This is a genomic window from Cellulomonas sp. EB106-03-03-XG116 (assembly GCF_058792015.1).
In genome coordinates, this window is sequence record NZ_JBYTEP010000009.1 from 35,008 (window position 1) to 55,767 (window position 20,760).

At 74.7% G+C, this 20,760-nt stretch carries 21 protein-coding genes; 7 read left to right on the forward strand and 14 right to left on the reverse strand.

The window, feature by feature from the left end; genetic code table 11:
- Positions 1-12: 12 nt before the first annotated feature.
- Both AC3WUG_RS05975 and AC3WUG_RS05980 read right to left on the reverse strand, forming a co-directional pair.
- Positions 13-1,260 (reverse strand): ATP-binding protein, encoded by a 1,248-nt coding sequence (locus AC3WUG_RS05975; protein WP_492326827.1) that lies wholly within the window; start codon positions 1,258-1,260, stop codon positions 13-15.
- A 117-nt stretch (positions 1,261-1,377) separates the two neighbouring features.
- Positions 1,378-1,881, reverse strand: a complete 504-nt coding sequence (locus AC3WUG_RS05980) for a MarR family winged helix-turn-helix transcriptional regulator (protein WP_492326828.1) — start codon at positions 1,879-1,881, stop codon at positions 1,378-1,380.
- Positions 1,882-1,990: 109 nt separating this feature from the next.
- Between AC3WUG_RS05980 and AC3WUG_RS05985 the strand changes: the two genes are divergently transcribed.
- Complete coding sequence (locus AC3WUG_RS05985; protein WP_492326829.1) at positions 1,991-2,782, forward strand: SDR family NAD(P)-dependent oxidoreductase; 792 nt, start codon at positions 1,991-1,993, stop codon at positions 2,780-2,782.
- 10 nt (positions 2,783-2,792) lie between these two features.
- Here AC3WUG_RS05985 and AC3WUG_RS05990 read toward each other — a convergent pair whose 3' ends face one another.
- From AC3WUG_RS05990 to AC3WUG_RS06015, 6 genes are all read right to left on the reverse strand, one after another.
- Positions 2,793-3,926 carry a class I SAM-dependent methyltransferase gene (locus AC3WUG_RS05990; protein ID WP_492326830.1) on the reverse strand — a complete coding sequence of 378 codons (1,134 nt, stop codon included), beginning with the start codon at positions 3,924-3,926 and terminating at the stop codon, positions 2,793-2,795.
- Positions 3,923-4,342, reverse strand: coding sequence for a type II toxin-antitoxin system VapC family toxin (locus AC3WUG_RS05995; RefSeq protein WP_492326831.1), 420 nt, complete (start codon positions 4,340-4,342; stop codon positions 3,923-3,925). Before AC3WUG_RS05995 ends, AC3WUG_RS05990 begins: the two co-directional genes overlap by 4 nt.
- Complete coding sequence (locus AC3WUG_RS06000; RefSeq protein WP_492326832.1) at positions 4,339-4,572, reverse strand: FitA-like ribbon-helix-helix domain-containing protein; 234 nt, start codon at positions 4,570-4,572, stop codon at positions 4,339-4,341. Before AC3WUG_RS06000 ends, AC3WUG_RS05995 begins: the two co-directional genes overlap by 4 nt.
- Before the next feature lie 74 nt (positions 4,573-4,646).
- Positions 4,647-5,732, reverse strand: a complete 1,086-nt coding sequence (gene ychF / locus AC3WUG_RS06005) for a redox-regulated ATPase YchF (protein ID WP_147795830.1) — start codon at positions 5,730-5,732, stop codon at positions 4,647-4,649.
- A gap of 39 nt (positions 5,733-5,771) precedes the next feature.
- Positions 5,772-7,337, reverse strand: coding sequence for a hypothetical protein (locus tag AC3WUG_RS06010; protein ID WP_492326833.1), 1,566 nt, complete (start codon positions 7,335-7,337; stop codon positions 5,772-5,774).
- Positions 7,313-8,080, reverse strand: coding sequence for an ABC transporter ATP-binding protein (locus AC3WUG_RS06015; RefSeq protein ID WP_492326834.1), 768 nt, complete (start codon positions 8,078-8,080; stop codon positions 7,313-7,315). The genes AC3WUG_RS06010 and AC3WUG_RS06015 overlap by 25 nt, the downstream gene beginning before the upstream one ends.
- Positions 8,081-8,131: 51 nt before the next feature.
- Here AC3WUG_RS06015 and AC3WUG_RS06020 point away from each other — a divergent pair, with 51 nt between their 5' ends.
- Positions 8,132-9,517 (forward strand): DNA recombination protein RmuC, encoded by a 1,386-nt coding sequence (locus AC3WUG_RS06020; RefSeq protein WP_492326835.1) that lies wholly within the window; start codon positions 8,132-8,134, stop codon positions 9,515-9,517.
- 145 nt (positions 9,518-9,662) lie between these two features.
- On the opposite strand, the gene AC3WUG_RS06025 is transcribed toward AC3WUG_RS06020, so the two are convergent.
- Positions 9,663-10,703 carry a 4-hydroxy-3-methylbut-2-enyl diphosphate reductase gene (locus tag AC3WUG_RS06025; protein ID WP_492326836.1) on the reverse strand — a complete coding sequence of 347 codons (1,041 nt, stop codon included), beginning with the start codon at positions 10,701-10,703 and terminating at the stop codon, positions 9,663-9,665.
- 210 nt (positions 10,704-10,913) lie between these two features.
- Here AC3WUG_RS06025 and xseA point away from each other — a divergent pair, with 210 nt between their 5' ends.
- The gene (gene xseA, locus AC3WUG_RS06030; protein WP_492326837.1) at positions 10,914-12,254 is read left to right on the forward strand and encodes an exodeoxyribonuclease VII large subunit; all 1,341 of its coding nucleotides are present in this window, start codon (positions 10,914-10,916) and stop codon (positions 12,252-12,254) included.
- A 15-nt stretch (positions 12,255-12,269) separates the two neighbouring features.
- Here the strand turns inward: xseA and AC3WUG_RS06035 are convergent, their stop codons facing one another.
- Positions 12,270-13,034 (reverse strand): SDR family oxidoreductase, encoded by a 765-nt coding sequence (locus AC3WUG_RS06035; protein ID WP_492326838.1) that lies wholly within the window; start codon positions 13,032-13,034, stop codon positions 12,270-12,272.
- A 100-nt stretch (positions 13,035-13,134) separates the two neighbouring features.
- On the opposite strand from AC3WUG_RS06035, the gene AC3WUG_RS06040 reads away from it, so the two are divergent.
- From AC3WUG_RS06040 to AC3WUG_RS06050, 3 genes are all read left to right on the forward strand, one after another.
- Positions 13,135-13,986 (forward strand): helix-turn-helix transcriptional regulator, encoded by an 852-nt coding sequence (locus tag AC3WUG_RS06040; protein ID WP_492326839.1) that lies wholly within the window; start codon positions 13,135-13,137, stop codon positions 13,984-13,986.
- A gap of 51 nt (positions 13,987-14,037) precedes the next feature.
- Positions 14,038-14,289 carry an exodeoxyribonuclease VII small subunit gene (locus tag AC3WUG_RS06045; RefSeq protein ID WP_371300427.1) on the forward strand — a complete coding sequence of 84 codons (252 nt, stop codon included), beginning with the start codon at positions 14,038-14,040 and terminating at the stop codon, positions 14,287-14,289.
- A gap of 80 nt (positions 14,290-14,369) precedes the next feature.
- Entirely contained in the window at positions 14,370-15,308 is a 939-nt protein-coding gene (locus AC3WUG_RS06050; protein WP_492326840.1) for a carbohydrate kinase family protein, read from the forward strand.
- Positions 15,309-15,411: 103 nt separating this feature from the next.
- On the opposite strand, the gene AC3WUG_RS06055 is transcribed toward AC3WUG_RS06050, so the two are convergent.
- Genes AC3WUG_RS06055 through AC3WUG_RS06070 form a run of 4 tightly spaced genes read right to left on the reverse strand, consistent with a single transcriptional unit; the run spans position 15,412 to position 19,874 of the window.
- A complete protein-coding gene (locus AC3WUG_RS06055) occupies positions 15,412-16,704 on the reverse strand; it encodes an ABC transporter ATP-binding protein (protein ID WP_492326841.1) in 1,293 nt (430 codons plus the stop codon).
- Between the two features lie 37 nt (positions 16,705-16,741).
- On the reverse strand, positions 16,742-17,599 hold the full coding sequence (locus AC3WUG_RS06060; RefSeq protein ID WP_492326842.1) for a carbohydrate ABC transporter permease: 858 nt from the start codon (positions 17,597-17,599) through the stop codon (positions 16,742-16,744).
- Positions 17,599-18,585: a carbohydrate ABC transporter permease gene (locus tag AC3WUG_RS06065; protein ID WP_492326843.1), complete on the reverse strand. Its 987-nt coding sequence runs from the start codon at positions 18,583-18,585 to the stop codon at positions 17,599-17,601. Before AC3WUG_RS06065 ends, AC3WUG_RS06060 begins: the two co-directional genes overlap by 1 nt.
- Entirely contained in the window at positions 18,582-19,874 is a 1,293-nt protein-coding gene (locus AC3WUG_RS06070) for a sugar ABC transporter substrate-binding protein (protein ID WP_492326888.1), read from the reverse strand. The genes AC3WUG_RS06065 and AC3WUG_RS06070 overlap by 4 nt, the downstream gene beginning before the upstream one ends.
- Before the next feature lie 198 nt (positions 19,875-20,072).
- Between AC3WUG_RS06070 and AC3WUG_RS06075 the strand changes: the two genes are divergently transcribed.
- Positions 20,073-20,738: a carbonic anhydrase gene (locus tag AC3WUG_RS06075; protein WP_492326844.1), complete on the forward strand. Its 666-nt coding sequence runs from the start codon at positions 20,073-20,075 to the stop codon at positions 20,736-20,738.
- The last annotated feature ends 22 nt before the right edge of the window (positions 20,739-20,760 follow it).

Here is a 20,760-nt window from a genome sequence, read left to right on the forward strand (position 1 = left end):
CGGTCGTGCTGCTCACGCCCCGAGGAGCGCGAGCGGCACGACCGCGACCCCGTCGCGGCGACGGTAGGCCGTCGTCCCCGTGGTCACGACGACGAGGTCGGCGACCAGGTCGGGCAGCCGCTCGCGCAGCCACAGCAGGTGCCGCACGTCGGCGTCGGTCACGGCCGGGGCCAGCTTCACCTCGACGCCCACGACCCTCCCGTCGTCCCCCTGCACCACCAGGTCGACCTCGCGGTCGCCCGACCCGGTCCGCAGATGGTGCACCGTCGCCTCGGCCGCCTGCGCGGCGACCCGCACCCCGAGCGTGACGAGCGACTCGAACAGCGGGCCGGTCATGTGCGCGCCCGCCGGGCCGAGCAGGGAGTCCGCCGAGAGGCCGAGGAGCCGGGCCGCCAGCGCGGGATCGGCCAGCTGGTGCTTGGGCGCCCGCTGCAGGCGGGAGATCGGGTTGTTCGCGGGGATCCACCCCGGCACCGGGTCCAGCAGCCACAGCCGGGTGAGGTGGTCGCGGTAGGCGATCGTGGTCGTCTTGGCCGGTTGGGCGCCGTCTCCCCCGGTCGTCGCGTCGAGCAGCCGCGAGTACGCGGTGGTGGTCGAGGAGGCCGCGCCGTACGCGGCCAGCCAGCGCCGAAGGGTCTCCGGACGGCGCACCGAGAAGCCGAGGTCGGGCAGGTCGCGGTCGACGACGCGCTGGAGGTAGGCGTCGAGCAGGCCGCGGCGCACGCGCGACGCGTGCGTCCTGACCCCGGGCAAGCCGCTCTCCACGATCGCCTCGGCGTAGTCGCGGAGCGAGGTGGTCGACTCGCCCTCGACGATCGCACCCCCGGTGAGCAGGGCCGCGAGCGACACGGTCGGCTCCACCTCGCCCCGCTCGTGGAGGGCCATCGGCCGCATCCGCAGCGAGAGGATGCGGCCGGCGCCGCTGTGCGTGCCGGCACCGTCGACCGGGGTCGCGGAGCCCGTGAGCAGGAACCGGCCCGGCGGCGCGCCGGCGTCCACCTGGCGGCGCACCGCGTCCCACACCTGCGGGATCCGCTGCCACTCGTCGAGGAGCACGCCCCCGGGCGGGGGCGTGGAGAGCGCGGGGTCGGCAGCGGCCACCTGCCGCTGAGCCGGGTCGTCGAGGAACCAGGCGGTCGTGGCGCGACGGAGCGCGGTGGCGGTCTTCCCCACGCCCTTGGGACCGTCGAGGGCGATCGCGGCCGCGTGCGGGAGCAGCGCGGACAGCTCGGCGTCGACGGTCCTGGTGAGGTACTCCACGGCCCATACGCTACCGCTCGCGGCCGCACTACGCTACCTCTGACAGGATTCCTACGCTACCTTTTGCACCCTTCCGACGCTACCTTCCGCAGGCGCCTCGCGGGCCCGCCACGCCGCTCACCGCTCCCCCGCCGCGGGCGGCAGCCAGCCGCCCTCCTCGCGCACCCCCCGCGCGATCCGCCGGCTGATCTCCCGCAGCTGCCGCGCCTGCGCCGCCGTCAGCCGGTCGAGCACCAGCCGGTGCACCGTCGCGACGTGGGCGGGCGTCGCCGCCGCGACCGCCGCCCGCCCGGCTTCGGTCAGCAGCGCGAGCGTGTAGCGCCCGTCGGCGGGGTCCGGCTCCCGGCGCAGCCACCCGCGCCCCTCCAGCCGGGCCGCCGCGCGGGACAGCCGGGACAGCGTGCTGTTCGCGTAGTCCGCGAGCACGCTCATCCGCAGCGTCCCGTCGTCCGCCCGGCTCAGCGCGTAGAGCACCCCGTACTCGAAGTGCGTGATCCCGGCGTCCCGCTGGAGCTGCGCGTCGAGCGCGGGCGGGAGCCACTCGAGGACGGTGGCGAGCGACGACCAGGTCGCGAGGTCGTCGCCCTCGAGCTCGGCGGGGGGCTGCGCGGCGTCGGTCACACGGAGCAGCCTAGCGCGGACTGACTTGCTCAGGAAAGTCCTCTCCGCCTAGGTTGACTTTCCTGAGCAAGTGATCGCCGCGCGGTGCGGCGGCACGGGGAGGACCACCATGGATCTGCAGCTGACCGGGACCCGCGCGTTCGTCAGCGGGTCGACGCAGGGCATCGGCCACGCGATCGCCGCGGCCCTGCTGCGCGAGGGCGCCGAGGTCGTCGTCAACGGGCGCGACGAGGGCCGGGTGCAGGACGCGGTCGCCCGGCTGCGCGCCGCCGTCCCGGGGGCCGCGGTGTCCGGGATCGCCGCCGACCTCGCGGACGCCGGCCAGGTGGAGCGGCTGCTCGACCGGCTCGGCGACGTCGACGTGCTCGTGAACAACGCGGGCGTCTTCGACGTCGCGCCGTTCGACCGGGCCACCGACGCCGACTGGCAGCGCTACCTCGACGTCAACCTGATGAGCGGCGTGCGCCTCACCCGCCGGCTGCTCCCGCCGATGCTCGCCCGCGGCCGGGGCCGGGTGCTCTTCGTCAGCAGCGAGTCGGGGGTGGACGTCCCGGCCGACATGGTGCCCTACGGCGTGACGAAGGCCGGGGCGCTCGCGCTGGCCAACGGCCTCGCGAAGACGACCCGCGGCACCGGCGTCACGGTCAACACGATCCTCGGCGGGCCGACCTACTCCGACGGGGTCGCGCGCACGGTCGAGCAGATCGCGCAGGCCCAGGGGGTGCCCGCCGGCGACCTCAAGGACACGCTCGCCGCGGCCCGGACGACGTCGCTCCTGCAGCGGTTCATCGAGCCCGAGGAGATCGCGCGGCTGGCGGTGTACCTGGCGAGCCCGCTGTCGTCGGCGACGAACGGCGCGGCGGTGCGGGCCGACGGGGGCGTGCTGACGACGCTGCTGTGAGGCCGTCTGGTCAGACCCGGCGGGACGCCGTGATCGTGAACTTCGGGTTCCGCGCCACCTGCCGGGTCGGGCCGACCGCCGCCTGCAACGCCGGCCGGTAGCCGAGCCCGGAGTTCCACACGCACCACAGCTCGCCGCCGGGGCGCAGCACCCGCGCCGCCTCGGCGAACAGCCCGCGCGCGACGCCGTCGTGCACCGCGGCGCCCACGTGGAACGGCGGGTTGAGCAGGACGAGGTCGGCGCTCGCGTCGGGGATCCCGGCCGTCCCCCGGGCGCGCTGCACGCGCACCCGGCCCGCGAGGCCGTTCGCCTCGACGGTCGCCCGGGCCGAGGCCACCGCGGCCGCGGACTCGTCGGTCGCGACCACCTCGACGCCCGGACGCGCGGCGGCCAGCGCGGACGCCAGCACCCCGGTGCCGCAGCCGAGGTCCACCGCGGTGCGCGCGTCCGGCACGGCGTCGGCGAGGTGCTCGACCAGGAACCGGGTGCCGATGTCCACGCGGGCGCCGGCGAAGGCCGCCCCGTGCGCGCGGACGGTCAGGCCGAGGTCGTCGTGCCGCGCGGTGGCGGGCCACGCGGGGTCTCCCCCGTCGACGGCGCGGGGTCCGGCGGCGTGCAGGACGCGGGCCTTCTGCCGCCCGCGGCTGGCGCGCACCTCCGCGAAGTGCCGCGCGAGGACGTCGTTCATGGCCCGGGACATGTGCTTCTCCCGGCCGCCGGCGACCACGGCCACCGACGGGTCGGCCTGCCGGGCGATCAGCGCGGCGATCTCGTCCAGGGCGTCGAGCGACCGCGGCAGCAGGAGCAGCACCACCCGGGCGCCGGCCACGAGCTCCGGACCGAGGTCGGCGAGCGACCGGAACGCGTCGGCGCGACCCAGCCGGGCCGCGTTCTCCGCCAGCGCGAGCTCGCCGGTCAGCCGGTCGGTGTGCGCGCGGACGCCGGTCAGCCCGAACCGGTCGACCGCGCCCAACGTGACCGCGCCGTACCGGTCGCCGATCACGACGACGGAGCCGGGCGCGGCGCCGTCGAGCAGCGGCGCGGCCTCGTCCAGGACCAGCCGGTCGGCGGCGTCGACCGCGACCAGGTCCGGCGCGGGGATCTCGGGGTCGCAGCGCAGCGCGGCGAGCAGGTCCTCGGTCACGCGGCCCACGGGTCGACGACGTCGACCCCGGTCCCGTCGAAGTCCTTGACGTTCCGCGTCGCGCATGTCGCCCCGTGCACGCGGCAGATCGCCGCGATCTGCGCGTCCGCCGAGTGGATCGGCCGCCCCGCCCGCTCCCGCGCGGCGAGCACGTCCGCGTACTGCTCGGCCGCCGCGACGTCGAACGAGAGGATCGCCCGGGTCGCGCGGTAAGGCTCGACGGCCAGGTGGATCCGCTCGGTGAGCGCGGACCGGCGCTGCCCGTCGGGCAGCCGCCGCACTCCCGCCAGGAGCTCCGCGAGCGTCACGGCCGTGATCGCGACCTCACCGGTCAGGGCCTCGAGCCACGTCACCACGCGCGGCTCGGGCTGCGGCCGGAAGATCTCCGAGATGACGTTGGTGTCGAGGACGATCACCCGAAGTCCACCGCGCGGGCGTCGTCGGTGCGCTCCGGCACGACGAGGTCCTCGACGCCGCCGGCCTGACGCGCCGCCCGGAGCAGGGCCATCCCGATGTGGGGTCGGCGCGCGGCCTGCGTGAGGATGTCCCGTGCCTCGGCCTCCATGGAGCGGCCGTGCTCCTTCGCCTGGGCGGCGAGCTGCTGCTTGACGGACTCGTCGAGCCCGCGGACGACGATGGTGGACATGGCGGCGACCCCTCCCGCGGCGAGTGCTAGCCCTGATGCTAGCAGTCGGGCGCGAGCGCGCGACGGCCCGCCGGTCACACGTTGAAGCGGAACTCCACCACGTCGCCGTCGGCCATCACGTAGTCCTTGCCCTCGATGCGCGCCTTGCCCGCGGACCGGGCGGCGGCGACGGAGCCGGCCTCGACCAGGTCGTCGAACGAGATGACCTCGGCCTTGATGAAGCCCTTCTGGAAGTCCGTGTGGATCACCCCGGCGGCCTGCGGCGCGGTCCACCCCTGGTGGATCGTCCAGGCGCGGGACTCCTTCGGGCCGGCGGTGAGGTAGGTCTGCAGGCCCAGGGTGTGGAACCCGACCCGGGCGAGCTGGTCGAGGCCGGCCTCGTCCTGGCCGTTGTCCGCCAGCATCTCCTTGGCCTCGTCGGGCTCGAGCTCGACCAGGTCGGACTCGAACTTCGCGTCGAGGAAGATCGCGTCGGCGGGGGCGACGAACGCGCGCAGCTCGTCCTGCATCGCGGTGTCGGCCAGGCCGGCGTCGTCCGTGTTGAACACGTAGATGAACGGCTTGGCCGTCATGAGCTGCAGCGAGGCGAGGTCGGCCAGGTCGAGCCCGGCGGCCTTGGCGCCCTGGAACAGCGTCTGGCCGGACTCGAGCACGGCCTGGGCGGCCTGCGCGGCGGCGAGCTCGGCGGGGTCCGCCTTCTTGATGCGGACCTCCTTCTCCAGGCGCGGGACGACCTTCTCGAGCGTCTGCAGGTCGGCGAGGACCAGCTCGGTGTTGATGGTCTCGATGTCGTCCTTGGGCGACACGCGGCCGTCGACGTGCACGACGTCGGGGTCGGCGAACGCGCGGGTCACCTGGCAGATGGCCTCGGCCTCGCGGATGTTGGCGAGGAACTTGTTGCCGAGCCCCTCGCCCTCGCTCGCGCCCTTGACGATGCCGGCGATGTCGACGAACGACACCGTGGCCGGGAGGATCTTCTCGCTGCCGAAGATCTCCGCGAGCTTCTCAAGCCGCGGGTCGGGCAGCGGCACGACGCCGACGTTGGGCTCGATCGTGGCGAACGGGTAGTTCGCCGCGAGGACCTGCGCGCGGGTGAGCGCGTTGAACAGGGTGCTCTTGCCGACGTTGGGCAGGCCGACGATGCCGATGGTGAGTGCCACGGGCGACCATCCTAGGGGGCGGGCGCCCCGGGCGGGTCCTCAGGCGAACGAGCGGATGGTCTGCAGCAGCTCCGGGGCCCGCCGGTCGTACAGGCCGCCGCCGACCCGCACGCCCACGACCAGCGCCGCCGCGCCCGAGCCGAGGCCGACGACGAGGGTGAGCACCTGGAGCAGCGGGTGCCCGGTGACCACGGCGCCGATGCCCAGCCCGACGGTCGGCGCGCACACCGCCAGCAGCAGGAGCATGCCGAGCGACTGGGTGAGCATCACCGCGAGCGACGAGCCCTGCGGCGTCGAGAACGGGTTGTCCCCCGGCTTCGGCACCGGGTAGACGACGCGGGCCGAGTAGATCGACGACGCCCCGACGCCCACCGCCAGCACCCCGAGCGACATGCCGAGCACCGGGACGGCGGCGTCCCACCGCCCGGACACCCCGAGCACGAGCACGTCCGTCGCGAGCACGACCACGCCGCCGACGAGCATCCCGGCGACCGCGCGGCCCGCCCGGTCCACCCGGCCGTCGACCGGGGCGGCGACGTGCGTCCAGAACGCGGTGTCGTCGTAGGAGATGTCCGCGGAGAGCGACCAGCCCATGACGAACGCCACGACGACGCCCGCGCCGAGCAGGATCCCGCCGCCGCGCCCCATGAACCACAGCAGCAGGACCATGACGGGGACGACGGCGACCGCCGCCGCGTACCGCGGGTCCCGGAGCCAGTAGGTGAGGCTGCGGGCCGCGACCGCACCGGTCGGCGTCGCCGGGAACCGGGCGAAGAAGCCCAGGCCCTCGCTGCGGGCGACGTGGCCCGTGCCGCCGGGCGAGCGCACCAGGGCCGCGGACAGCGCGCGGTCCCAGACGCCGACCAGGACCGCGAGGGTCGCCCCGGTCACCGCGAGCTTGCCGAGCGCCGGGAGCCACGCGCCGGCCTGGACGTCCCCCGCGAGCGCCCACGGGGCCCCGAGCGGGGTCCAGCCGACGACGACGCCGACCTCGGGCAGCGCGTCGGCGACCGCCTGCAGGCCGGCGGTCGCACCGAGCAGGATCGGGCCGATCAGCATGAGCGGGACGATCGCGAGCACGGCGGCGACCTCGCGGAACCGCCGGCCGCCGACCAGCGGCGCGAGCATCGTGGTGATCGCGCGGGAGCCGATCACGCACACCGCGACGCCGAGCGCCCCGCCGACGACCCCGGCGACCACCGCGCCCGGGTCCCGCCACCAGGCCAGGGCCGACGCGCCGCCGAGCACCAGGGTGGCGGCGCCCGGCACGCCGACCAGGCCGGCGAGCGCGAGGCCGGTCAGCAGGTGCCGGCGGCGGATCGCGAACAGCTGGAACCGCTCGGGGTCCAGCGTGCTGTCCACGCCGAACGCGACCAGCGGCAGCAGCCACCACCCCGCGACGAGCAGCGCGCCGCCGAGCACGACGACCGTCCGGGTCAGCTCGGGGTCGTCGTGCGCGCCGAGCGCCACCAGGCCGACCACCGCGAGCCCGAGCAGGAACAGCGCGTACAGGACCGACAGCAGGAGGGCGACGACCTTCCACACGCTGCGCCGCAGGCCGTTGCGCAGCAGGGTCAGCTTCAGTCGGACGAGGTGCGCAACCACGCGAGCGCCCCCTCCGTCCGGCGGCCGCCGACCAGCTCGACGAACCGGTCCTCCAGCGAGTCGTCCCCGCGCACCTCGTCGACCGTGCCCTGCGCGAGGACGTGGCCGCCGGAGATCACGGCGACGTGGTCGCACATCCGCTGCACCAGGTCCATCACGTGCGAGGAGACGACGACAGTGCCGCCGCCCGCGGCGTAGGCCGCCAGGATGTCCCGGATGTTCGCGGCGGACACCGGGTCGACCGCCTCGAACGGCTCGTCCAGGACCAGGACCCGCGGGGCGTGCACGAGGGCGCAGGCCAGGCCGATCTTCTTGGTCATGCCCGCCGAGTAGTCGACGACCAGGGTGTCCGCGTCGGCGGTGAGGTCGAAAGTGCGCAGCAGGTCCGCCGTGCGGTCGCGGACGGTGTCCCGGTCCAGGCCGCGCAGCAGGCCCGCGTAGGTGACGAGCTGGGCCCCGGTGAGCCGGTCGAACAGCCGCACGCCGTCGGGCAGCACGCCGAGCCCGGCCTTGACCGCGGGCGGGTCCGCCCACAGGTCCTGCCCGCGCACCAGCACCCTGCCGAAGTCCGGGCGGAGCAGGCCGGTCGCCATCGACAGCGTGGTGGTCTTGCCGGCGCCGTTCGGACCGACGAGGCCGTAGAACGAGCCCGTCGGGACCTCCAGGTCGACGCCCGCCACGGCGATCTTCGTGCCGAACCTCTTCCACAGCCCTTGCATGGACAAAGCGGACATCGGCTCCATCGATCCAGCATAGGGGCGGGCGTGTCGGTGGCGCCTGGCAATCTGCAGGTCATGGACACCGGACTCGTGCTCGCCCTCGCCGGGGCCCTCCTCGCGGGGCTCGCCCTCGGCTGGCTCCTGGCCGCCGGCCGCTCGGGGGCGCGGCTGCGCCGGGCCGAGGTGGAGGCCGCCCGCTGGCGGACCGCCGCCGAGCTCGGCGGCGGGACCGTCGACGCCGACCGGCAGGCGGAGCGGTTCCGCGCGCTCGCCGCCGACGCGCTGGCCCAGAGCAGCGAGCAGTTCCTCGCGCTCGCGCACCAGAGCCTCGCGGCGCGGCACCAGGAGCAGTCCGGCGACCTCGCGCAGCGCGAGCAGGCGGTCCGCTCGATGGTCGACCCGCTGGCCCGCACGCTCGACGCGGTGCGGGCCGAGCTGCGCACCGCCGAGCAGACCCGCGCGCAGCACGACGCCGCCCTGAGCGAGCAGGTGCGGCAGATGCACGAGGAGGCCGGGCGGCTGCGCGAGCAGACGGCCCAGCTGGTCACGTCGCTGCGCGCGTCGCAGGTGCGCGGCCGCTGGGGCGAGGTGCAGCTGCGCCGGGTGGTCGAGGCCGCCGGGATGCTGCCGCACGTCGACTTCGCCGAGCAGGACCAGGTCCGCACCGACGACGGGCTGCTGCGGCCGGACATGGTCGTGCACCTCGCGGGCGGCAAGCGCGTGGTGGTCGACGCGAAGGTGCCGTTCCTCGGCTTCCTGGAGGCGGCCGAGGCGACGGACCCGGCGGAGCGCGAGCGCCGGCTCGCCGCGCACGCCCGGCACCTGCGCGCGCACGTCGACCAGCTCGCCGCCAAGCGGTACTGGGACCAGTTCAGCCCCTCGCCGGAGTTCGTCGTGATGTTCGTGCCGGCCGAGGCGTTCCTGCACGCGGCGATCGACGTCGACCCCGCGATCGTGGAGCGCGCCTTCGAGAAGGACGTCGTCATCGCGACGCCGATGACGCTGCTCGCGCTGCTGCGCACCGTCGCCTACGCCTGGCGGCAGGACGCGCTGGCGAGCAACGCGCAGGCGGTGCTGGACCTCGGCAAGGAGCTGCACGGCCGGATCGCGACGCTCGGCGGGCACCTGTCCAAGGTCGGCCGGGCGATCGACTCGGCGGCGACGGCCTACAACCAGTCGGTGGCGTCGCTGGAGTCCCGGGTGCTGGTGAGCGCGCGGAAGTTCGCCGACCTCCGGGTCGTGGACGCGGGCCTGGAGACGCCGCCGTCCGTCGAGCGGCGGCTGTCCGTGGTGACGGCGCCGGAGCTCGTGGCGTGGGAGACGCAGCAGGTCGTGGGGCTGGGGCCCGACGGGCCGGCCGCGCCGGGGACCGGGCGGCGGGCGGCCGACGCGCTCGGGGCGCTGGACGACGCGGTGCTCGGCGACGTGCGGCCGCCGGAGGCGGGGCCGGGCGGGGTCTGAGGGCAGGGCGGGGCGGGCCGCGGGTTCGGGCCGCGGGTTCGGGCCGCGGTTCGGGCCGCGGGTTCGGGCCGGGCGGGTCCGAGCCCGGGCCGGGCGGGGGCCTCGGCCGGATCGCGGGCCTGACGGCCGGACCGGTGGGCCCGGATCAGACGGGCCGGACCGCCAGGTCCGGGCGGTCGCCGCGGCGCGGGCGCGGGTCGTCGCCGCCGGCCGCGCGCAGGTCGGCGCGCAGCTCCCGGGGCAGCGAGAACATGAGGTCCTCGGTCGCGGTCCGCACCTCCTCGACGTCGCCGAACCCGTGCGCCGCCAGCAGGTCCAGCACGTCCCGCACGAGGATCTCCGGCACCGACGCCCCCGAGGTCACGCCGACGGTCCGGGCGCCGGCCAGCCACGCCGGGTCCACCTGCGCCGCGGTGTCCACCCGGTACGACGCCCGGGCGCCGTACTCGAGCGCCACCTCGACCAGCCGCACCGAGTTGGACGAGTTCGCCGACCCGACGGTGATCACCACGTCGCACTCCGGCGCGAGCTTCTTGACCGCGACCTGCCGGTTCTGGGTGGCGTAGCAGATGTCGTCGCTCGGCGGGTCCTGCAGCAGCGGGAACCGCTCGCGGAGCCGCCGGACGGTCTCCATCGTCTCGTCCACGGACAGCGTGGTCTGCGAGATCCACACGACGCGGCTCTCGTCCCGCACCACCACGTCGGCCACGGCGTCCGGGGAGTCGACCACCTGGACGTGCGCGGGCGCCTCGCCCTGAGTGCCCTCGACCTCCTCGTGCCCCGTGTGGCCGATCAGCAGGATGTCGAGGTCCGCCGCGGCGAACCGCACCGCCTCCTTGTGCACCTTGGTGACCAGGGGGCAGGTCGCGTCGATCGTCCGGAGCGACCGGGCCTCGGCCGCCGCGCGCACCGCCGGGGACACCCCGTGGGCCGAGAACACGACGCGGGCACCCTCGGGCACCTCGTCGGTCTCCTCGACGAAGACCGCGCCGCGGGCCGCGAGCGTGTCCACGACGTGCCTGTTGTGCACGATCTCCTTGCGGACGTACACCGGGGCGCCGTAGTGCTCGAGGGCCTGCTCGACGGCGACGACCGCGCGGTCCACCCCGGCGCAGTAGCCGCGCGGGGCGGCCAGGAGCACGCGCCGGCCCGCGGGGGCCGCGCCGGGCTCGGTGCCGAGGGTCACGCGCCCATCGTAGGTCGCCCGGCGGGCGGCGGTCGGGCGAGCCGCCGCGCTGCGCCGAGGCAGACCCGCTCGCCGAGGTAGGACCTGCTCGCCGAGGTAGGACCGTCGGGGGTCCTATCTCGGCGCGACGGTCCTATCTCGGCTCGAGAGTCGGAGGGTCGGCGTGGTGCCGCGCCGCGCGGTGTCGGGAGCGCGTGGCAGGGTGGGGCCGTGCAGCAGCAGTCCTCCCCCACGACGCCCCGCGCGGACGCCGCCGGCGCCCCGGCACCCGGCGCCCCCGCCGAGCTGCCCGCCCGCGCGAACGAGACCACCGCCGAGCGCCCCTGGCCCGTGCGGCTGCTCTCGGTGAAGATCGCCGACTACGTCGCCAAGATGTCGCCGCTGTGGGTCGAGGGCCAGGTCGTCCAGCTCAACCGGCGCCCCGGCGCGAACATCGCGTTCCTCACGCTGCGCGACACGGACACCGACATGTCGCTGCCCGTGTCGATGCCCGCGGGCGTGCTGTCCGGCGCCGCCACCCCGCTCGCCGAGGGCGCGCACGTCGTGGTGCACGCGCGCCCGACGTTCTGGACCAAGCGCGGCACGCTGCAGCTCAACGCCGACGAGGTGCGCGCGGTCGGAGTCGGCGAGCTGCTCGCCCGGATCGAGCACCTCAAGCGGGTGCTGGCCGCGGAGGGCCTGTTCGACCCGGAGCGCCGGGTGCCGCTGCCCTTCCTGCCCCGGGTCGTCGGCCTGGTGTGCGGGCGGGAGTCGAAGGCGGAGCACGACGTGGTGGTGAACGCCCGCGCGCGCTGGCCCCAGGTGGAGTTCGTCATCCGCGAGGTCGCGGTGCAGGGCGTCGGCGCGGTGCCGCAGGTGAGCCGGGCGATCGCCGAGCTGGACGCCGACCCACGGGTCGAGGTGATCGTCGTCGCGCGCGGCGGCGGGTCGGTCGAGGACCTGCTGCCGTTCAGCAACGAGGCGATGGTGCGCGCCGCCGCGGCCTGCCGGACCCCGCTGGTCTCCGCGATCGGCCACGAGACCGACACCCCGCTGCTGGACCTGGTCGCCGACTACCGCGCGTCCACCCCCACGGACGCCGCGAAACGGATCGTGCCGGACGTCGGCGAGGAGCGGACCCGGGTCACCCAGGCCCGCGCCCGGATCCGGTCGGCCGTCGAGCACCGGGTCGCCCGCGAGGCCGCCGGGCTGGAGCAGGTCCGGAGCCGCCCGGTGCTCGCCCGCCCGCACACGATGGTCGAGACCCGGGAGGCCGAGGTGCTGCGCGCCCGGGACCACGCCCGGCGGAGCCTCGACCACGCGCTCGCCGGCGCGGTCACGTCGACCCGGGCGCTCGCCGCGCAGGTCCGCGCGCTGTCCCCCGCCGCGACGCTCGACCGCGGGTACGCCGTGGTGCAGACGTCCGACGGCCGCGTCGTGCGGGAGGCGACCGAGGTCGCCGCCAAGGACTCGCTGCGGATCCGGGTGTCCCGCGGCGAGCTCATGGCGACGGTGCTGGCGGTCGCGCCCGGCCGGAAGCGCCCGGCCGCCGGGGACGACGCGGACGCCTGACGGCCGGACATCGCGTCACTTCCCGTGCGGGTCCCGCGCGTTGAGCGCCGCGACCACCTGCGGGTAGTCCCCGCGGGCCTCGCCGTACCGGAGGAACTTCACGCGCTCGACCTGGATCTCCGTGGCGTCGGGCTGCGCCTCGATCAGCGCCAGCACCTCCGCGACGAAGTCGGCGAGCGGCATCGCGTCCGCGTTCTCCCGGTGCCCGGGCATGAGGTCGGTCTGCACCGACGGCGGCTCGAGCTCGACGACCCGCACGCTCGTGCCGGCCAGCTGCAGTCGGATCGACTCGCTGAGCATGTGGATGAACGCCTTGCTGGCGTTGTACGTGGGGGTGACCTGGAGCGGCGCGAACGCCAACCCGGAGGACACGGTGAGGATCGTGGCGTCCGGCCGGGTCTGCAGGTGCTCGACGAACGCCGCGATCAGCCGGATCGGCCCGAGCACGTTGGTCGTGACGGTCTGCTCGGCCGTGCCGAGGAACCCGGCCGGGTCGGTCCAGTCCTCGACGCGCATGATGCCGGCCATCGGGACCAGCACGTTCACCTCGGGGTGCTCGGCGATGACCCGCTTCGCGACCTCGGCGACGTCGTCGGCGTCGGCGGTGTCGATCCGGTAGGCGTGGATGCCGGGGTGCTCCGCGGTGACGCGGTCGAGCAGCTCGGTGCGCCGCCCGCCGACGATCACCTCGTTGCCCCGCTCGTGCAGGGCGACGGCGAGGGCCAGGCCGATGCCGCTCGTCGCGCCGGGGATGAAGACGGTGTTCCCAGTGATTCGCATGCCCCGAGTCTTCGGCGGCAGGCGCAGCCCCGCCAGAGAGCGGTTGTCGGGGGACCGCCGATCCCTGGTTGCGCATCGGCGCCCCGCCGATACTGCTCGGGTGGATCGCGACGCGCTGGCCGACTTCCTCCTCCGGCACCGGGAGGCGCTGCGCCCGGACGACGTGGGGCTGCCCCCGGGCGCGCGGCGCCGGGCACCCGGCCTGCGCCGCGAGGAGGTCGCGCAGCTCGCGGTCATGTCGACGGACTACTACACCCGGCTCGAGCAGCGCCGCGGCCCGCAGCCCAGCACCCAGATGCTCGGCTCGCTCGCCCGCGCCCTGCGGCTGACGCCCGACGAGCGCGACTACCTGTACCGCGTCGCCGGGCACAGCGCCCCCGACCGCGCGGCGCGCGAGGACTACGTCGCCCCGGGGCTGCTGCGGGTGCTCGACCGGATCACCGACAGCCCGGCGCTGATCCTGGACGGGCTGGGCCGGACGCTGGTGCAGAACGACCTGGCGCGTGCCCTGTTCGGCCCGGTCGAGCAGCTGACCGGCTGGGAGCGGAGCGCGATCTACCGCTGGTTCGCGCACCCGGACACCGAGCGCCTGATGTACCCGGCCGAGGACCGGGACCGGCAGAGCCGGGCGCAGGTCGCCTCGCTGCGCGCGACGCTCGGGGCGGACGGGCCGCGGTCCCGGGCCGCCGAGCTGGTGCGCGCGCTGTCCGCGCGGAGCCCGGAGTTCGTCGCGATCTGGGAGGCGCACGAGGTGTCCCGGCGGTTCGAGGACCACAAGACGCTGGTGCACCCGCGGGTCGGGCCGATCGAGGTCGACTGCCAGGCGCTGTTCACGGAGGACGGGTCGCAGACGCTGCTGGTGCTCACGGCGGCGCCGCGCAGCGAGGCCGAGGGGCGGCTCCGGCTGCTGGCCGTGCTCGGCACCCAGGAGTTCGCGGCGCGGGAGGGCTGAGCGACCCCCGGGTGGGCGCGCGGGTCGGCGGTCGTTGGTTAGATGGTGCCCGTGAGCGACACCTCCCCCGCCTCCGACTCCCCCGGCGCCCCCGGCGTCGCCGACCTGTCCTACGAGCAGGCGCGCGACGAGCTCGTCGCCGTCGTCTCCCGGCTGGAGGCCGGCGGCGCGACGCTCGAGGAGTCGCTCGCGCTCTGGGAGCGCGGCGAGGCGCTGGCCGCCCGCTGCCAGCAGTGGCTGGACGGCGCGCGCGCCCGGCTCGACGCCGCCCGTGCGGCCGACGGCGAGGACGCCGGCTCCTGACGGCCGGGCGCGCCCGCGCCCCGCGCACCCCCGCACGACCCACCCCGACCCGGCACCGCCGCCGGACGCGAAGGAGCCCCATGACCGAGCAGCCCGCCGCCCGTGCCCTCGTCGTCGGGGAGGCGCTCGTCGACGTCGTGCTCCGCCCGGGCGCCGAGCCCGCGGAGCACCCCGGCGGCAGCCCCGCGAACGTCGCGATCGGGCTCGGCCGGCTGGGCCGGCGCGTCGACCTGCTGACCTGGCTCGCCGACGACGCCCACGGCGACCTGGTCCGGGAGCACCTGGCCGGCTCGGACGTGCACGTCCTCGCGGGCGACCGCGGCCCGGAGCGCACCCCCGTCGCGCGCGCCCACCTGGACGCCGAGGGCGCCGCGACCTACGAGTTCGACCTGACCTGGGACCTGCCGGACCGCTGGGACGAGGACGAGGACGCCCCCGTCGTCGTGCACACCGGCTCGATCGCCACGGTGATCGCCCCGGGCGGCGAGGCCGTCGCCCGCCTGCTGGCGGACCGCCGGGACGGGTCCACGATCACCTACGACCCCAACCTGCGCCCGGCGCTCATGGGCTCGCCCGAGGAGACGCTGCCGGTCGTCGAGCGGCTGGTGGCGCTGGCCGACGTCGTCAAGGTGTCCGACGAGGACCTGGCCTGGCTGCACCCGGGGGTCGCGCCGGCCGAGATCGCCCGGGACTGGCTGGGCCGCGGCCCCGCGCTGGTCGTCGTGACGCTGGGCGGCGAGGGCGCGCTCGCGATCACGGCGGGCGGCGACGAGGTGCTGGTCGAGGCGCCCCGGGTCCAGGTGGCCGACACGGTCGGCGCGGGCGACTCGTTCATGGGCGCCCTGGTCGACGGCCTCTGGACGGCGGACCTGCTGGGCGCCGACCGGCGCGAGGCGCTGCGCGCGATCGACCGCCCGACGGTCGAGCACGTCCTGGTCCGCTGCGCCCAGGTCGCCGCGATCACGGTCTCCCGCTCGGGAGCCAACCCCCCGACCTCCGCGGACCTCGGCGAGGCCTGACCCCACCGCCGAGGTCGAGGGTTCCGCCCCGGAGAGGGCGCGGACACCCTCGACCTCGGCGGAAACCCTCGACCTCGGCGGGGGCAGATCGCGGGGGTGCGGGTCAGCTCGCCCGGCGGTGGCGGCCCGCGCCCTCGCCGTTCGACTGCTTCTCGGCGTCGCGGTGGGCGCGCTCCAGGGCCGCCCGGCGGTCCTCCTCCGTCTCGCCGTCGATGCGGCGGGCCGCCTCGTCGTCGTAGGTGAGGTTCTCGCCCGACTCCGGGTCGAAGATCAGCAGCCGCCTCGGGTCGAACCACAGGTCGGCGCTGCTGCCGTCGCGGACCCGGCTCTCGGAGCCGAGCGCGACGATCATCTGGGTGCGCATCCCCTCGCCGTCGAGGTCGCGGTCGAGCTCCTCGAGCTTCTGCGCGACGTCGGCGTGCGTCTCGAACGGGATGTAGGCGTACAGCTCCGCGCCCAGCCACTCGACGACGTCGACCTCGGCCGAGAACGTGGCGCCCTTGGCGCGCTTGTCCTCGTCCAGGACGCGGGCGTCCTCGACGTGCTCCGGCCGCAGGCCGACGATGACCAGCTCGCGCCCGTCCAGCTTGCCGCGGGCGGTCTCCGGGATCGGCACGTCGCCGAACGGCAGCCGCAGCGAGTCGCCGTGCACCTCGCCCGGCAGGAAGTTCATCGGCGGGGAGCCGATGAACCCGGCCACGAACAGGTTGACCGGCTGCTCGTACAGCGCGCGCGGGCTCGCCACCTGCTGCAGCTCGCCCTTGCGGAGCACCGCGACCCGGTCGCCGAGCGTCATGGCCTCGGTCTGGTCGTGCGTCACGTAGACCGTGGTGGTGCCGAGCCGGCGCTGCATGCGGGCGATCTCGGTGCGCATCTGGCCGCGGAGCTTGGCGTCGAGGTTGGACAGCGGCTCGTCGAACAGGAACGCCTGCGCGTCCCGGACGATCGCGCGCCCCATCGCGACGCGCTGCCGCTGGCCGCCGGACAGGTTGGCCGGCTTGCGGTCGAGGTGCTCGCGCAGCTCCAGGGTGTCCGCCGCGTACTCGACGTTGTCCTTGATCTGCTCCTCGGTGTACTTGCCCTTCTGCAGCCGCAGCGGAAACGCGATGTTCTCGTACACGGTGAGGTGCGGGTACAGCGCGTAGTTCTGGAACACCATCGCGAGGTGCCGGTCGCGCGGGGCCTTCTCGTTGACGACCTCGTCGCCGATCCGCAGCTCGCCGGAGGTGATGTCCTCCAGGCCGACGATCATGCGCAGCAGCGTCGACTTCCCGCAGCCGGACGGGCCGACCAGGATGACGAACTCGCCGTCCTTGATGTCGAGGCTGACGCCGTTCACGGCGGGGTAGCCGTCGCCGTACTTCTTGACGATGTCCGTCAGGGTGATGGATGCCATGGGATGTGCCTCCTGAGGGGTCCGGGCGGTGAGGGCGTCAGCCCTTGACCGCGCCCTGGGTCAGCCCGGACACGATCTGGCGCTGGAACAGCAGCACCAGGACGACGACGGGGATGGTCACGACGACGGCGGCGGCGGAGATCGCGCCGGTGGGGTCCTCGAACTGCGAGGCCCCGGAGAAGAACGCGAGCGCGGCGGGCACGGGCCGGGCCGCCTCCGTGGACGTCAGCGAGATGCCGTACACGAAGTCGTTCCAGGCGATGAAGAACGCGATCAGCGCGGTGGTGAACACGCCGGGCGCCGCGAGCGGCACGATCGCCTTCCGGAACGCCTGCCACGTGGTGGCGCCGTCCACCTGGGCGGCCTGCTCGAGCTCCCACGGGATCTGCCGGAAGAACGCGGTGAGCGTCCAGATCGAGATCGGCAGCGTCAGCGAGAGGTACGGGATGATCAGCCCGGGCCAGGTGTCGTACAGGCCGATGGTGCGCCACAGGTTGAACAGCGGCGTGACGATCGAGATGACCGGGAAGATCGACACCCCGAGCGCGGTGGTGAGGATCAGCTTGCGGCCCGGGAAGTCGAGCCGGGCGATCGCGTACGCGGCCAGCGTGGCCAGCACCGACGAGATCGCCGTGGCGATCAGCGAGATGCCGATCGAGTTCCGCAGCGACGACAGGAACAGCTCCTGCGCCGAGCCGTCCGGCCCGAGGATCTGCTCGTAGTTCGTCCAGCTCCAGGACGTCGGCAGGAAGTTGCCCGTGTTCAGGTCGCTGGGCAGCTTGAACGACGTCGCCAGGATCGACAGCACCGGGAACAGCGCCCACACCAGGACGACGAGCGTGATCGCCGCCCACGCCAGCTTCTGCCTGCCCGTGAGGGCCTTGGTCGCGCCCATCACTTCTCCCCTCGTGCACCGGCGAGGTCGACCTTGAAGATCTTGATCGCGATGAAGCAGATGATGATCACGCAGACGAACAGCAGCACCGAGATGGCCGAGCCGAGGCCGATCTCCAGCCGCCCGATGGACGTCCGGTAGGCCAGCAGCGACAGCACCGTGGTGCCGTTCGCGCCGTTCGTCATGATGAAGACGTTGTCGAAGATCCGGAACGCGTCGAGCGCCCGGAACAGGACGGCGACCATGATCGCGGCCTTCATGTTCGGCAGGACCACGCGCTTCATCCGCTGCCACCAGGTGGCGCCGTCGACCTGCGCGGCCTCCTCGAGGTCGCCCGGCACCTGCGCCAGGCCGGCGAGCAGCAGCAGCGAGATGAACGGCGTGGTCTTCCAGACCTCGGACGCGATGATCACGAACAGGCTGGTGCCGGTGCCGGCGAACCAGTTGAGGTCCTCGCTGATCCCCGGCACCCAGCTGAACCAGCTGTTCACGTACCCGGAGTTGATGTCGAACGCGTAGAACCACGCGAACGCGGAGACGACCGTGATGATCCCGTACGGGACGAGGATCGCGGTGCGCAGCAGGCCGCGCAGCCGCAGGACGGCCCGGTGCATGACCAGCGCGAGCGCGAAGCCGAGCACCAGCTCGATCGCGACGGTGATGATCATGATCAGCGTGGTCACGCCCAGCGACTGCCAGAACACCGGGTCGCCCAGCACCACGCCGTAGTTGCCGAGCCCGACGAACGCCCGGTCGTCCGGCGCGGTGAGCCGGTACCGGAACAGCGAGTCGTAGACGGCCTGCAGGATCGGGTACGCGGTGACGGCCAGCATCACCACGAACGCCGGGCCGGCCAGCCACCAGCCCAGCCGGGCCTCGGCCCGCGCCCGGTCGCTCTTGCGCGGCTTCGACGCCCGGTCCGGGCCGGCGCCGCGGGTGGCCCGCGCCGTCGTCCCCGCCGTGGCGCCCGTGATCTCGGTACTCACAGGAGTCGCTCCCCTCGCAGCACGGCGGTGATGAAGTCCGTGGACTCCTGCGGCGTCCGGTCGGGGTCGACCGAGGCCGGCGGGTGCCAGGTCTCCTGGAGACCCTGGGAGACCTCGTTGTAGTACGGGGTCTGGGGGCGCGGGGCCGCCTGCTCCAGCGACTGGCGGATGACGTCCGCCATCGGGAACGTCTCCTGCACCTTCGGGTCGTCGTAGGCGACGGTCGACGCGGGCGGGTTGCCGTCGGTGACGAAGTACGCCGCCTGGTTCTCGGGCCGCACGATGCACGCGGCGGCCTCGTAGGCCTCGTCGACGTGCTCGCTGAACGCGCCGACCCCGAGGTTGATCCCGCCGTACGGCGGCGCGGCGTCGGTCCCCTCGACCACCTGCGGGTAGACCGCCCAGCCCACGTCGTCGAGGAACGACTGGTCCAGCGCGCCGTCCTCGACCGAGGCCTGCATGGCCGGCCAGACGAACGGCCAGTTGACCATGAACGACCCGCTGTCCCCCTGGAACTGGGTGAGCGAGGCGTTCTCGTCCTGGGTCGGCAGCCCGGGGCCGCCGAGCCGGTCCTTCCCGATCTCGCCGATGATCCGGGCGGCCTCGCGCCCGGCGTCGGTCTCCAGGCCCAGCTGCACGTCCTCCGCGGACGCCTCGGGGTTCTCCACGATCTGGCCGCCGGCCGACTCGACCAGGGCGTTGATCCACACGGTGTACGCCTCGGCCTTGATGCCCTGCACGCCCAGCGTCTTGTCCTGGTCGCGCGCCGCGTCCATGATCTGGTCCCACGTCACCGGCGTGGTCGCGGGGTCGAGCCCGGCGGCCTCGGCCACCGACTTCTTGTACCAGAGCAGCTGCGTGTTGGCCCAGAACGGGACCGTGACGAGCTCGTCGCCCCACGAGGCGCCCTGCAGCGCACCCTCCGCGACGTCCTTGCTGACCTCGGTCGCCACGTCCTCGGGCACCGGCGCCAGGAAGCCGGCGTTGGCCAGCTCCGGGATGAACGGCGGGTCGAGGCTCATCAGGTCGATCGACGAGTCCGACGCCGCGAGCCGCCGCGCCAGCTGCTCGCGCTGGGAGCTGGCGTCGCGGGGCAGCACCGACACCTCGATGCGGTACGCCCCGCCGGCCTCCTCCGTGCACTGCTGGGCCAGCGTCGCCTGGCCCCCCGCGTCCGGGTTCGTGTACCAGGTGAGCACCGGGGTGGAGTCCGCCGGCGCGCACGCCGCCAGCCCCACCCCCAGCGCGAGCACCGACACCCCGGCGATCGCCCTCGACCGTCTCCGCACGCGCACCGCTTCCCCTCACTCCGGCGCCGCGGGGCTCCCACCTGGGGCTCCGCGACGTCTCCACGCTTCCCCCTAAGGGCTACACCGCCCCGTCGCGGCCTGCCACCGGAGCGGGGCCGGCGGAGGTGGTCCCACCCGTCGCGGACGAGGCGCGGACGAGGTCGCCCGTCCCGCGCCGCGTGGTGCGACCATGGCCGCATGGCACACCCCACCACCCCCGCCGAGGCCTGGGCCGCGCTGCGCGACGGCAACGACCGGTTCGTCCGCGGCGCCATGGAGCACCCGTCCCAGGGCATCGACCGGCGCGCCGAGGTCAGCACCGGCCAGGCGCCGTTCGCCGTCGTGTTCGGCTGCTCGGACAGCCGCGTCGCGGCCGAGATCATCTTCGACCAGGGGCTCGGCGACGTGTTCGTCGTCCGGACCGCCGGCCACGTGCTCGACACCACGGTGATCGGGTCGATCGAGTACGGCGTCGAGGTGCTCGGCGCCTCGCTGGTCGTCGTGCTGGGCCACGACTCGTGCGGCGCGGTCGCGGCGGCCACGGCGGCGCTCACCACCGGCGAGCTGCAGCGCGGGTTCGTGCGCGCCGTCGTCGACCGGGTCATCCCGTCGATCGTGTCGCTGGCGCACGGCGCCGACTCCGAGGGTCGCCCCCGCGACCTGTCGTCGGTCGACCCCGCGGAGCTCGGCCACGAGCACGTGCGGCACACCGTCGACATGCTGCGCTCGTACTCCGTGACGCTGGCCGAGGGCATCGACGCCGGCCGCGTGGCGGTCGTCGGCGTGGAGTACGCGCTGGCGGACGGCCACGCACGCCTGACGTCCGCGATCGGCGACATCGGCGACGTCCCGGTCCCGGCCTGACGCCGCTGCGCCCCGGGGTGTG